The organism is Saccharopolyspora antiqui (genome assembly GCF_052246905.1).
Classification (GTDB): Bacteria; Actinomycetota; Actinomycetes; order Mycobacteriales; family Pseudonocardiaceae; genus Saccharopolyspora.
The window spans coordinates 294,436-307,304 of the sequence record NZ_JBQQBO010000003.1 but is presented as its reverse complement, the minus strand read 5'-3'; the positions used below and the strand labels follow the sequence as shown (position 1 = coordinate 307,304).

Annotated in this window: 12 protein-coding genes; 4 read left to right on the top strand and 8 right to left on the bottom strand. The window is 68.1% G+C overall.

Features of this window, described 5'->3' with window-relative positions:
* Positions 1 to 182: 182 nt before the first annotated feature.
* The 3 genes from ACTWQN_RS08405 to ACTWQN_RS08395 all read right to left on the bottom strand — a co-directional run bounded on the left by ACTWQN_RS08405 (position 183) and on the right by ACTWQN_RS08395 (position 3,004).
* Entirely contained in the window at positions 183 to 980 is a 798-nt protein-coding gene (locus ACTWQN_RS08405) for an ABC transporter permease (protein WP_443202771.1), read from the bottom strand.
* Entirely contained in the window at positions 977 to 1,837 is an 861-nt protein-coding gene (locus ACTWQN_RS08400; protein ID WP_443202770.1) for an ABC transporter ATP-binding protein, read from the bottom strand. Before ACTWQN_RS08400 ends, ACTWQN_RS08405 begins: the two co-directional genes overlap by 4 nt.
* Positions 1,838 to 1,927: 90 nt before the next feature.
* On the bottom strand, positions 1,928 to 3,004 hold the full coding sequence (locus ACTWQN_RS08395; RefSeq protein WP_443202769.1) for an ABC transporter substrate-binding protein: 1,077 nt from the start codon (positions 3,002 to 3,004) through the stop codon (positions 1,928 to 1,930).
* Between the two features lie 132 nt (positions 3,005 to 3,136).
* Here ACTWQN_RS08395 and ACTWQN_RS08390 point away from each other — a divergent pair, with 132 nt between their 5' ends.
* Positions 3,137 to 3,955, top strand: a complete 819-nt coding sequence (locus ACTWQN_RS08390) for an IclR family transcriptional regulator (protein ID WP_443202768.1) — start codon at positions 3,137 to 3,139, stop codon at positions 3,953 to 3,955.
* 94 nt (positions 3,956 to 4,049) lie between these two features.
* On the opposite strand, the gene ACTWQN_RS08385 is transcribed toward ACTWQN_RS08390, so the two are convergent.
* From ACTWQN_RS08385 to ACTWQN_RS08370, 4 genes are all read right to left on the bottom strand, one after another.
* A complete protein-coding gene (locus ACTWQN_RS08385; RefSeq protein ID WP_443202767.1) occupies positions 4,050 to 5,192 on the bottom strand; it encodes a mandelate racemase/muconate lactonizing enzyme family protein in 1,143 nt (380 codons plus the stop codon).
* A 41-nt stretch (positions 5,193 to 5,233) separates the two neighbouring features.
* On the bottom strand, positions 5,234 to 6,403 hold the full coding sequence (locus tag ACTWQN_RS08380) for a mandelate racemase/muconate lactonizing enzyme family protein (RefSeq protein WP_443202766.1): 1,170 nt from the start codon (positions 6,401 to 6,403) through the stop codon (positions 5,234 to 5,236).
* Positions 6,404 to 6,430: 27 nt separating this feature from the next.
* On the bottom strand, positions 6,431 to 7,519 hold the full coding sequence (locus ACTWQN_RS08375) for an ABC transporter substrate-binding protein (protein ID WP_443202765.1): 1,089 nt from the start codon (positions 7,517 to 7,519) through the stop codon (positions 6,431 to 6,433).
* A gap of 561 nt (positions 7,520 to 8,080) precedes the next feature.
* Positions 8,081 to 8,518: a GlcG/HbpS family heme-binding protein gene (locus ACTWQN_RS08370; protein ID WP_443202764.1), complete on the bottom strand. Its 438-nt coding sequence runs from the start codon at positions 8,516 to 8,518 to the stop codon at positions 8,081 to 8,083.
* Between the two features lie 584 nt (positions 8,519 to 9,102).
* Between ACTWQN_RS08370 and ACTWQN_RS08365 the strand changes: the two genes are divergently transcribed.
* From ACTWQN_RS08365 to pqqA, 3 genes are read left to right on the top strand one after another with little or no spacing between them, the layout of a single operon-like run.
* Complete coding sequence (locus ACTWQN_RS08365; RefSeq protein ID WP_443202763.1) at positions 9,103 to 9,564, top strand: MSMEG_3727 family PQQ-associated protein; 462 nt, start codon at positions 9,103 to 9,105, stop codon at positions 9,562 to 9,564.
* A gap of 12 nt (positions 9,565 to 9,576) precedes the next feature.
* Entirely contained in the window at positions 9,577 to 11,262 is a 1,686-nt protein-coding gene (locus ACTWQN_RS08360) for a PQQ-dependent dehydrogenase, methanol/ethanol family (protein ID WP_443202762.1), read from the top strand.
* A 45-nt stretch (positions 11,263 to 11,307) separates the two neighbouring features.
* Entirely contained in the window at positions 11,308 to 11,421 is a 114-nt protein-coding gene (gene pqqA, locus ACTWQN_RS08355; RefSeq protein WP_443202761.1) for a pyrroloquinoline quinone precursor peptide PqqA, read from the top strand.
* A gap of 58 nt (positions 11,422 to 11,479) precedes the next feature.
* Here the strand turns inward: pqqA and ACTWQN_RS08350 are convergent, their stop codons facing one another.
* The gene (locus ACTWQN_RS08350) at positions 11,480 to 12,820 is read right to left on the bottom strand and encodes an MFS transporter (RefSeq protein ID WP_443202760.1); all 1,341 of its coding nucleotides are present in this window, start codon (positions 12,818 to 12,820) and stop codon (positions 11,480 to 11,482) included.
* Between the last annotated feature and the right edge of the window lie 49 nt (positions 12,821 to 12,869).

Below are 12,869 nucleotides of genomic sequence, written 5' to 3'. Positions count from 1 at the left end.
TCGTGGGTGCGTTCGCGGGCGCCAGCCCGCTTCGGCTCGCACGACAGTCGGTATCTGTGCGGCGCTTGTTCTTCGTTCTTGTTCGAAGCGGCGAAGCCGCTTGCACCGCCGCGGGTTCTCGGACCTCGTCTCGCCGCGGGAAACGAGTCCGGGGACCGGCTTCAGCTCTTGGTGACCCGGCTTCAGCTCTTGGTCACGGAGTCGTGCCACGGGATCAGGAACCGCTTCAGCGAGGTGACCACGGCGAACAGCAGCGAGCCCATGACCGCCAGGATCACGATGACCGCGAACAGCCCCGGCGCGTCGAGCGCGTTCAGGCTGGAGACGACCAGGTAGCCCAGCCCCTGGCTGCCGCCGAGGTATTCGCCGACGATCGCGCCGATGACCGAGAAGACGATCGCGACTTCCGCGCCCGCGAAGACGTAGGGCAGCATGCTCGGCAGTTCCAGGCTCTTGAACGTCGCCCACCGGCTGGCGCCCAGGCTGCGCATCACGTCGCGGTGGCCGGGATCGACCGAGCGGACCCCCAGCAGCACGTTCAGCATGATCGGGAAGAACGCCAGGATCGCGGCGATGATGATCTTGGAGCTGACGCCGAAGCCGAACCAGATGACCATCAGCGGCACGAAGGCGACCTTCGGCACCACCTGGAAGGCGACCATCGTCGGCTGCAGGGCGCGTTCCAGCCAGACCAGCCGCCCCAGCACGGCACCGACCGCGACGCCCGTCACCAGCGCGATCAGGAACCCGGCCACCACCTCGATCAGGGTCACCTGCGCGTGGAACCAGGCCGAGCTCGCCGAGCCGGTGCTGAGCATGCCGATCAGCGAGTCCAGCACGGCACTCGGCGACGGCAGGATGAAGCTCGACACCTGGAAGACGGACACCGCCATCTGCCAGGCCGCGAGCAGGACGACCAGGATGATCAGGGAACTCACCCAGGGCAGTGCCTTGGACTGCCCCTCCCGCTGCTTGCTCATGATTGCTCTGATTCCTCGTCCAGTTCGTAGCGGAGTTGACGCACGATGTTCTGAAAATCGGTGCTGCTCTCGGTCTCCAGGGACCTGGGCCGCTCGAAGCCGACCGAGGTCACCGAGCGGATCCGGCCCGGCCGCGGGGTCAGCAGCACCACCCGGTCGGCCAGGAAGACGGCCTCCGTGATCGAGTGCGTGACGAAGACGACCGTGGCCCCGGTCGCCGCGTGGATGGACTGCAACTCCAGGTTCATCTTGTCCCTGGTCAGCGCGTCGAGAGCGCCGAAGGGCTCGTCCATCAGCAGCACGCTCGGCTGGTAGCTGAGCGCGCGGGCGATGGCCGCGCGCTGCCGCATGCCACCGGAGAGCTCCTGCGGGTACGCGCCCTCGAAGCCGCCCAGACCGACGAGCTGGCAGAGCTCGTCGGCGCGGGCCCGCCGGGCGGCCTTGGTCTCGCCCCGCAGCTTCAGCGGCAGCCCGATGTTCTCCCGGACCGTGTACCAGGGGAACAGGTTGGCGTCCTGGAACACCACGCCGAACTTCGACAGCGCTTCGTCGTTGCGGCGCGAACCCGCCCAGACGCTGCGGCCATCCGCCTCGACGGTGCCCGAACTCGGCGACTGCAGACCGGCGAGGATCCGCAGCAGCGTCGTCTTCCCGCACCCGGACCGCCCGACGAGCGAGATGAACTCCCCGCGCTTGATGTGCAGGTTGACGTCGCTGAGCGCGTGCACCTCGCCGCGCCGGGCCTGGTAGGTCTTGTTGACACCGACCAACCGGAGGCCAGCGCCAGCGGGGTCCTGCCCCGGCGCGTCCGGCTCGCTGCTGGACCGGCCACCGGCCACCACGCTATTGCTCACCATGCTTGTTGCTCCCTTGCCAGCTGCCGATGGCATCGCGGATTTGGTGGCGACGCCTCGTGCGGTGCGAGGCGTCGCCGACGGATCGAGCGGTCATGAGCCCGAGGTGGCGAACTCGTTGGTGTACCAGCGACTCGGGTCCTGACCACCTGCGATGAGCCCGGCTCGGGCCATGTCGTCGTAGGTGCGCTGCCAGGCCACCTGATCGGTCTGCAACAGCGCGTCCGGACCGCCTGCGGTCCAGGCCGCCACATAGGTGTCCAGGGCTTGCCGCACCACGTTGTCGTCGTCCAGACCGGGAACGTCGTACTGCTTGGCGATGCACTTCTTCGTCTCGGCGTAACCGGTCGCCTTGTCGGCCATGATGAACCGCATCGACGCCTGGATCGCCCGCTCGTACCGGCGGATCTGGTCGGCCTTGACCGGGTCGCGGGTCTGTTCGACCGAACTGACGTAGTTGTTCGATCCGGCCGTGATGACCGTCGCCGGGTTGAAGATGACGGCGTCCGGCTGCTGCGCTTGCAGTGTAAGCGCGGTCGCCAGCGACACCACGTACCCGTCCAGCTTCCCGCTCTGGACCAGGTTGAACACCGCTGGGGTCAGACCCACCACCTGGCGGTTGAGCGACTCGGGCTTGAGACCCGCGCTGGCCAGCAGCAGGTCCAGGGTCACCTTGGTCGAACCGCCGGTGGAGCCGACGCCCATCGTCTTGCCTGCCAGCGAGGCCGCCGAGGTCAGCGGGCGGTCGCGGTGCGACACGATGCGCAGCGTCGAACCGCCCTTCTGCACCGCGCCGACGTTGACGATCGGCGCGCCGGTGGCGACGGACTGCATGGTGTCGGTGTCGCCCGGCCGCACCAGCAGGGCCGAACCGGCGAGCATCGCCTGGATCCCCGCGGGTGCGCCGTTGATGTACTGGAACTTGACGTTCAGCCCCTGTTTCTCGAACTCGCCGCAGGTCTGCGCGACGAGGTCGGGTGCGAACGTCAGGTCGGCCGTCGGCACGTTCGTCAAGAACGTCACGTCCTGCAGGCCCGCAGCTCCGCCGCCGGACGGCCCGCCACAGGCCGTCAGCAACAGCATCGCCGCCCCTGTGAGTGCGGTGCCGAGCCGACGTGCCCGGCCCCAGCGACGAGCAGCGCTTCCGTTGAGCTGCTTCAGCGCGGTCATTGAACTGTCTCCTTCGGGAAGCCAAGGACGGTCGAAGTGGGCTCGAAACCGGCATCCACGGCAGCGTCCTCGGCTGTTTTCGCTACAGGGACCTTGTCAGCTGCCCCGCACGATGCCAGTCTTCGTCCCGACATGCGGAACCAAGTCTCTTCCCTCAGCAGAGCGCTCACCCTCCTCGACGCCTTCGACAGAGGTGATGGCGAACTCACGCTCACCGAACTCGCCGACAAGGCGGGCATGCCGAAGTCGACGGCCCATCGCCTCGTCTCTGACCTGGTCAAATGGCGCGCGCTGGAGCGAACGTCCAACGGCCTGCGCCTCGGCATGCGGCTCTTCGAACTCGGCCACCTGGTGCCCTCGCCGCGCCAGTTGCGCGACATCGCGTTGCCGTACTTGGAGGATCTGTACACCACCACTCGCAAGACGGTGAATCTCGCGGTGCGGGACGGCATGGACATCGTCTACGTGGAGAAGCTCGTGGCGCCCAACGTGCCCGTGCCGCATTCCCGCGCGGGTGGGCGCCTGCCGATCCACTGCACCGCGCTGGGCAAGGCGATCCTGGCGTTCTCACCGGCCGCGCTGCTCGACGAGGTGGTCGCGACGGGCCTGCGCCGCCTGACCCCCAAGACGACCATGGACCCCAACGCGCTGCGGGCCGAGATGGCCACCGTGCGCGAACGCCGCGTCGCCTACGACGTGGAGGAATCCCTCGTCGGGCTGCACTGCGTCGGGGCACCCCTGTTCGACCGGCGCGGCGACGTGATCGCCGCCGTATCGGTCACCGGACTGCAGAGCCGTTCGACCGCCCGCCACCTGGCGCCCGCGGTCCTGACCGCCTCGCTGGCGCTCTCCCGGCAACTGGGCTCGCCGAACCTCACGCTGCTGGAGCCCGGTTCCGCACCCATGTCCAGAGGCGGCTACGCACTCACGACCCGTTCAGGTGAGGAGTGAGGGGCACCCGTGACCAAGTAACTGGGTCACGGGTGCCCCTCACCTCGTCCCCGATCACCCCGTGGCGCCGCAGTGCGGTTCGGGGCGCGGGTGATCAGGTTCGTGGGAACGGGGATCCGCGTTCGCCGGGGTAGTCGGCCAGGGCTGGTTCGTCGACGACGACGCCGAGGCCGGGTTCCTGCGGTAGGCGCGCGCGGCCGTCGGCGAGCACCGTGCCGCTGGAGAAGACGCCGTCGCGGAACGGGTTCACCACCGAACCGTCCGCCTCGAACAGGCCGCCCCCGCCCGCTGCCGAAAGCACGTGCAGGGTCGCCGCGTGGTTGAGGCAGCTGTGCGAGATGTGCGGCGCGAAGCGCAGGCCAGCCGCCCGGGCCAGCGCCGCGATGCGCAGCGCCTCGGTGATGCCGCCAACCCGGCTCACGTCCGGCTGCACGACGTCCAGCGCGCCTCGGCGGATCCAGTCGGCGAATTCGTGGGCGCCGCCGAGGTTCTCCCCCGCCGCCACCGGCACCAGCCCGCGCGAGCGCAGCGCCACGAACGACTCCGGAGCGCCCTTGGGGTACGGCTCCTCCAGCCAGCCGACACCGAGCTCACCGAGTTCGGGCGCCAGCCGCGCGACGTCGTAGCGGTGGCCCAGGTTCGCGTCGACCATGATGTCCAGTTCACCGCCGAAGGTCTCGCGGATGTGCCGCACCCTGGCCAGATCGCGTTCCGGCGAGTCGCCGATGCGGAGCTTCACCGCGCGGAACCCCAGCACGTCGACCATCCGCAGCACTTCCTGAGCCAGTTCGTCGGGCGGCTGGAAGCCCAGGGTGAACCCGCCGCCGTACACCTCGAAGTCGGTGGCCGAACCGCCCAGCAGGCGGTGCACCGGTTCGCCCTTGACCTTGCCCCAGGCGTCCCACATCGCGATGTCGATGCCGCTCAAGGCGAGCAGGAAGCCGTCCGACATCCCGGCGGCCAGCACGAACCGCCGGAACGTCTCCGCGTTGACCTCGACGGTCTCGTGCGGTTCCCGGCCGACCACCACGTCCTGCATCGTGGTGTTGACGATCTCGGCCACCGCGCTGCCGGCGTGCCCGTGGAACGATTCGCCGTAGCCGACGGTGCCGTCCTCGCAGGTCACGCGGACGAGCACGACATCGCGCCGGAGTGCGCTGCCGAGGCTGAGCGGTTGTGGCCGGGAGGCGAAGCGGTAGCTCACGACGCGCGCGTCGAGGCTGGCGATGCGGGGCATTCGTTACTCCTGCGTTCTGGAAAGGGGAAACCGGTGGGTCCTCAGCCGGTCACCGGATGCGCCCGGATGGCGTTCTCGTCGGGCTCGCAGCCCCAGCCGGGGCCGTCCGGGACGACCAGCTCACCGTCCACGATGGTCGGTGTCGCGGTGAAGACGTCGTCCCGCCACGGCACCCCGTCCACGTCGTACTCCATGATCGCGAGATTCGGGACCACCGCCGCCAAGTGCGCGCTCATGTACGACAGGAGGTGACCGGCGTAGTTGTGCGGCGCGATGTTCAGGTCGTGGGAATCGGCCAGGTCGGCGATGCGAACCGCCTCCGGAAGGCCGTTCCACGCCACGTCGATCACCGGCACGTCCACCGCCCGCGCCTCGAAGAACGGCCGGTAGCCCCGCAATCCGTACATCGCCTCGCAGGACGCGATGCGAACCGCCTCGCGCGCCGACCGCAGTGCCTGCGGCTCGAAGGTGTCGACCTCCAGCCAGGACAGGCCCAGCGGCCCGAGTTCCCGCGCGATGCGGCCGATCCCCTCCCCCTTCACGTTGAAGTTGACGTCGAGCAACACCTCCACGCCGGGCCCCGCGCCGTCCCGGAACGCCGCGACCACCTCGGCAACTCCCGACAGCAACTCGGGAGTGGGTTCCAGCGCCGGGAATCCCGCATCGCCCCACGCCGGAAGCCGCAGCACGATCCGCTGCCCGTCGAAGACCATCAGGTTGGCCTTCAACGCCCGGAAACCGCGTTCCCGGACCTCCGCGCCCAGCGCCCTGATGTCGTCGAGGTCGCGCAGCGGTGGGGTGCCCAGCGCCTCGGTCATCCGGATGCGGCCGAGGCCGCAGTGCGACCAGTACAGCGGGATCCGCTCCCGCACCGGGCCGCCGAAGAGCGCGTGGACCGGGACGTCGAGGGCACGGGCCTTGACGTCCAGCGCGGCGTTGACGATCGCCGCGATCGCGCGCTGCGTCAGCCCGCCGGCGGCTTCCCGCGTCCTCGACTGCAGGACCGCCTCCAGCCTGCGTATCTGCTGGGGGTCGGCGCCGATGACCCGCTTGCCGAGACCTTCGATGACCGCGCTGAGCGCGGTGCTGCCCAACTGGTTGTCGGTGTACTCCGCCCATCCCGTCACACCCCGGTCGGTGGACAGCTTCAGGAACGACCAGACACGTGTTCCCGCAGCGCAGTGCAGGCTCTCCAGAGCCGTTATCCGCACGTCTCCAACTCCCGCCTGTCCTTGTTCTCAGGAGGTCGGTGCCAGCCGACCGTCGATCCATTCGCGCGGGTTCGCGCCTCCGGCGACCATGCCTGCGGCGACCATCTCGTCGTAGGTCTGGGTCCACCTGGCGTCGTCGACCTGGACCGCCTTGTCGATGCCCCCGAAGGTCCACGTCTGGAGGTAGGCGTCCAGGGACGCCCTGGTGACGGCCGGATCGGAGAAGACCGGAACCCGGTACTTGTCGCTGATCAGCCGGATCGTGTTCGCGTAGCCGTTGCGCTGGTCGTCGGCGATGAACTGGATCGCCGACTTGATGGCCCGCAGGTACCGCTGGATCTGGTCTCGCTTCGCCGGGTCGGCGCTCTGCTCGGTCGAGGTGATGTAGGCCTGCGAACCGGCCGCGATGTACTGCGACGGGTCGAGGATGACGGCATCGGGTTGGCTCGCCTGCAACTGCAGCGCGGTGTCCATCGAAACCATGTAGCCGTCCAGGCGCCCGGCCTGCACCAGGTTGAAGACGCCGGAACTCATTCCGACGACCTGCTGCTGGACATCGCTGATCCGCATGCCCGCCGAGTTGAGCACCAGGGTCAGGATTCCCTCCGTGGTGCCGCCCAGCGCGGCTTCACCGATCACCTTGCCGCGCAGATCGGCAGGCGTGGCAATCGGTTTCCGCTTGCTGGAGACGATGCGGATGGTCGTGCCACCCTTCTGCCCGGTGCCGACGTTGACCACCCGCGCGCCCTTGGACGAGATGCTGTTGATGATGTCGGTGTCCCCGGCGCGGGTGAGCACGCCTTGACCCGACATGATCGCCGCGGTGGCCGCGGGGGTGCCGTTGATGTACTGGAAGTTGACCCGCAGGCCCTGGGCCGCGAAGTACCCGTTCGTATCGGCGATCAGTTCCGGCGCGTAGGTCAGGCTTTCGATCGGCAGGGTGTTCAGGTAGGTCATCTCCTGCACCGGGCCGTTCGCGGATCCGGACTGCGCGCCGGTACCGCACGCGCCAGCCGCCAGAACGGCGCCCAGTACCAGCGCCAGGACGATCCGCGCGCGGTGGGCGTACCGCGAGCGCGGCCTGGTCCCGCCGGTACGTGTCAGCTCACTCGTCATTGAGTCTCCAAGGAAGTCCCCGGTTGGCCGTCACCGATGCCGAGCGCGCCGTCCGGGGAGCAGGCAGGCAGATCTGTGGTGCGCCAGGACGTTCGCAGCAGGTTCCGGCGGCCACAAGAAGTGGTTCCGGCATGCGGTACGCCTCCCGCGACGCGAGCGCCCGCGAGCGTTGCGGACCCGTCCGATCGGCAACGCGACGAAAGCCGCAAATTCCGCGCGACCATTGTCCGGCTCGGTGCGTGTCACTGGCGATTTCGCGCGAAATCGGCGCCCGCTCCCCACGGGAAGTGGCGATTTCGCGCGAAACCGCCCGTTCTTCCACCCAACGGCGAACGACGCTCCGCCGACCCCGCCACGCGGTGTCGCGGGATGAACTCGGGGTGCGGCGGAAGAAAAGTGAATTACCGGAGCGCGCGTGGAAATTGCGGCGGCAGAGCCGAGTTGTTGCCAATTCCGGTGACACCAAGTCGCCTCGAACGCGGTTTAGCGATCCCGCGCGAAACTCGCCGTGCGACGCCGAACAGTCCTGCTGTCCTCAGGTGGATTGATCGATGCCCACCGTCACCGTGCGACCGCCGAGTCGAACGCCGCCACACCGGCGTTCGCCACCGCCTGGTCGTTGTCGACGGTGCTGCCGCTGGCGCCCACCGCACCCACCACCTGGCCATTGCCGCTCTTCAGCGGAATTCCGCCGGGGAAGGTGATCAGACCGTCGTTGGAGAACTCGATGTGGTACAGCGACTGGCCGGGCTGGGCCAGCGGGCCGAGATCCCCGCTCGGCATGTCGAAGAGCCGCGCGGTGCGCGCCTTCTTGATCGCGATGTCGATGCTGCCCAGCCAGGCCCCGTCCATCCGCACGAAAGATTTCAGGTTCCCGCCCACATCGACCACGGCGATGTTCATCAGCAGATCCAACTCACGTGCTTTGCGCACGGTCGCCTGCATGATCGCCTCCGCCTGTTCCATCGTCACATCCACCGTCGTCGCAACGTCCGTCATCGCCTTGCCCCCCTTCTGATCGTTTCGCTCAGCCGACCAACCGCCAGTGTGTTCCGGCTTACAGAACCGCGAAAGTCGAGTTACGCTCGGCCTGCGATGGGAACACGCGACGAGGAGGTGTCGGGTGGCCCAGGCGAGGCCGACGGGCATACCGGTTGCGGCGAGCGCAACTGGCATGGGTCTTGTGGCAACGGCCAGCCGCCGCGTTCATCCGCCGCTGATCGACATTCACTACGCGTTGCGCATCCGCATCCACGAAGCACCCGCGCGACAACTCTCATCGCCCGTCGACGAGTCTTGGGCGCCGATGGTTCCGCCAGCCGCCCTGACCGTCTTGGCAGGCAAGCAGATTCGGCAGTCCGTGCCCATGGGCGGAAATCCCGTTTCGCACCGGAACAACCACCCAGACACCACGCGTGCCGAGCTGCGCAACCTCTTCGTCAACTCTCGGCATCGGGGGTCGATGTGGGAGATGAACGCACTGCCCGGCCAGCGCGCTAACACGCTGGTCCTGGTGCGCGACCACGCCGTTGCGGCGCGGTCGCCGACGGGTGTGGATGCATCGGTATTAGGAGGTGAGGCCGATGGCGACCACACGGGAGCTGTCGGCGCTGGTGAGCGAGATCGGGTTGGACAGGCAGAACAAGGCGACGTTGGGTCGGCTGGTCGCGCACGGGAACCTCGCGTACGCCGAGGAACGGGCCGACGGCCGGATGCACGCCCAAATCCGGATCATGCCCGATGAGCTGGTCTGGGACCCTTCGATCCTCGTCATGCCCCACGGGGGCGACCTTGAGCTCGAACTCATCAACGACGACCAGAACACGCACTGCGCGCTCTTGCCGAGCAACGGCGACCGGCAATGGATCTGGTTGCCGGTCTACTCCCGAGGTACGGCCAGCCTCAACCTCGACGGCCCGGGCTACTACTGGTTCAGCTCCCCCATCGGCAACGACGAAGGCCGGGGCCTGGTCGGGGCGATCGTCGTGCTCGGGGACGTTCCGCAGGAGGCTCGCCTCGACCGCCCGGACCAGCCGCGGCCGTAGAGAGGAGCGGTGATGACGGAATACGTGCCGGCAGGGCATGCCATCAACCAGGCGTCCGTGAGCGGTCTGGTCGGGAGCGCGCCGCCGGTGGCCCAGAACGTCACCTACGAACGCATTCTCGAAGCCCGCGCGGAGCCGCAGAACTGGCTCACCTATTACGGCGCCTACGACGGGCAGCGCTACAGCCCGCTGGACCAGATCAACACCGACAACGTGCATCGCCTGGTACCCACCTGGGTCTTCCAGTTCGGCTCGGCCGGAATGCAGGCGGGCCCGTCGACCTACTCGTTCGAGGCCGCGCCGATCGTCGTGGACGGCGTCATGTACGTATCGGGCTGGGACGGCTGGGTCTGGGCCATCGACGCCCGGACCGGGCAGGAACTGTGGCGGTACAAGCACGAGGTGCCCTACGACACCTCGCTTTGCTGCGGCAACGTCAACCGCGGGGTCGCCGTGGCGAGGGGGAAGGTCTTCGTGGTCACCCTGAACGCGCACGTGATCGCGCTCGACGCGGTCACCGGCAAGTGCGTCTGGGACACCACGTACGGGGACGTGCGGGCCGGGGAGAGCGCCACGGTCGCACCCCTGGTGGTCAAGGACCTGGTCATCGTGGGCAGTTCCGGCGGGGAGTTCGGGGTGCGCGGTCACCTGGACGCCTTCGACCTGGAGACCGGGCAGCGCGTCTGGCGGACCTACACCATCCCGAAGCCCGGTGAGCCGGGCTCGCAAACCTGGCCGGACGGTCAGGCCTGGGCGCGCGGTGGTGGGAACTGCTGGGTCACGGGCACCTACGACCCGGAGCTGAACCTCCTGTACTGGGGGACCGGCAACCCGGCACCGGATTTCGACGGCGGTGTCCGCGAAGGCGACAACCTCTACACCGACAGCGTGATCGCCGTCGATGCCGACACCGGCGAGATCCGCTGGCACTACCAGTACACCCCGCACGACCTGTGGGACTACGACAGCAACATGGAGCACATCCTCTTCGAGTTGGACGGGCGGAAGTTGCTGGCGCACTTCAACAAGAACGGGTACTTCTTCGTGCTGGACCGCACGAACGGCGAACTGGTCCGGGTGGCACCGTTCGCCGAACGGATCACCTGGGGCGAGATCGACGCGGCTGGCAACGTGACGCCAAAGGTCTATCCGGACGAGGAAGGCGAGCCGGTGCACTTCTGGCCGGGACCGGCCGGTGGCAAGGAGTGGACGCACGCCGCCTACAGCCCCCGGACGCAGCTGTTCTACGTGCCGGTGCAGGACGTCGGCGCGCAGGTCACGCGCCGGCGCCGGGAGTTCAAGGAGAGCATTCCCTACTGGGGCGCGAACGTCACCGTGGACGCCACGGACATGCAGGGGTTCATCAAGGCCTTCGACCCGGCCACCGGCAACGAGGTCTGGCGGTGGCGCAACGACGTGCCGATGTGCGCGTCGGTGCTGGCCACCGGCGGCGACCTGGTGTTCGCTGGCGAGCCGACGGGGGAGTTCAACGCCTACAACGCGAACACCGGGGAGCTGCTGTGGCAGTTCCAGACCGGCAGCGGCCACCACAGCAGCCCGACGACCTTCAGCGTCGACGGACGGCAGCACATCGCCGTGCCGGTCGGATGGGGCAGTTGGGTCGAGGGATTCCTGCCCGGGATGCTCGGGGCCCCGCACGGGGACGCGCTGTTCGTCTTCGCGCTGCCCAAGGACTAGCGCCCCAAGGACTAGTGCCTGGAGGCGCAGAGGAGGTGCCAGGTCATGGAATCCGTTGCCACTCGGCCTGAACTCGTTGACTGGCAGACCCCGGAGTTCGAGGAAATCGGGTGCGCGGCCGAGGTGACGATGTACGCGGCGCAGCTGGAGGACGACTAGCCGGTGACCGGGTCGTGAGTGCGAAAGCGGGTTTGGCGCCCGCTTTCGCACTCGCACGTCACGACGCGGCGGAGACCTGCTGCGGTGCGCGGAGCGCGGGCGGGTTGGTCTCCGGCCCCTTCCGGACCGCGGTGAACATCAGCACGCCACCGATCAGCACGAGCACGATCGGACCGAACTCGTAGGGCATGATCGCGCTCAGCAGCAGCAGCCACACGCTGTAGAGACCGGGCAGGATCAACCCGAACATGTATCCGATCCCGTAGCCGCTGGCGCGGACGCTGGCCGGGAAGCGCTCGTTCAGGTAGACCAGGATCACGCCCAGCGGCGCCGACGGGGTCGCCTTGGCGATCACGCCGAGCAGGACGATGACCCAGGGCGGTGCCCCGGCGGGGGCTAGCACTCCCAGCAGCAGGAACGAGCCGCAGACCGCGATCGTGATCACCACGGACCAGCGCACCAGCAGCGCGCGGCGGCCGATCCGCTGTCCCCACGCGGCCAACGCCAGGATCATCCCGATGGTGACGACGGAGGAGATCATCTCCGTGGTCGTGGTCAGCTGCGGGCTCTGGTTGAGCACCTGCACCATCAGGGTCGGCAGGAACGACACCGACATCTGCGCGGTGAACCAGTAGCCGCAGGTGAACAGGAACACGCTGGTGATCAGGGCGCGGTGGGTGGTGAACAGCTCCACGACGGGCTGCTTGCGACCGGCTGCGCGCCGTTCGGTGTAGACCGACTCGTCCTCGACGACCTTGCGGTAGTGCATCAGGTACACCACGCCGAGCACGAAGCCCACGAAGAACGGAATCCGCCATCCCCAGCTGAGAAAACCGTCCTGCGGAATCGCTTCGAGCAGGACGAACAGCAGCAGGTTCACCATCAGCACCGACGCGGGTGCGCCGATGCCGATCAGTCCGCCGACGAGACCGCGCCGCGACTCCTTGGCCTGTTCCAGCGCCAACGGGATCGGCGCGGCGTACCCGCCCGCGAGGAAGATGCCGCCGATGAGCCGAAGCGTGGCGAACATGACGATCGCGCCGTATCCCCACAGCCCGTATCCGGGCAGCAGACCCATGATCAGGGTCACGATGGTGAAGCCCCAACCGCTGATCATCGTGACGCGTTTGCGGCCTATCCGGTCGGAGAGGTTGCCGAAGATGACGCTGCCGATCGGCCGGGCGAGCAGTCCGATGGTGAAAAGCAGCGTGGTGAACGTGGCCTTGATCTCCACCGGCAGGCCGGGTGGTAGGAAGTACCCCATCGCCGCGGGCAGGACGAATGCGGGCAAGTACACGTCGAAGCTGTCGACGAACATGGAAACGGCGCCACCGCGGGCCGACCTGCGTTCGTCGGCTTCGGTGAGGGTCGAATCGGGTTTGTCCTCGGGCAGCGCCATTGCTGGCCTCCTGTGGGTTACGCGGACGCGCGGCTGGTTTTCCCAGCTG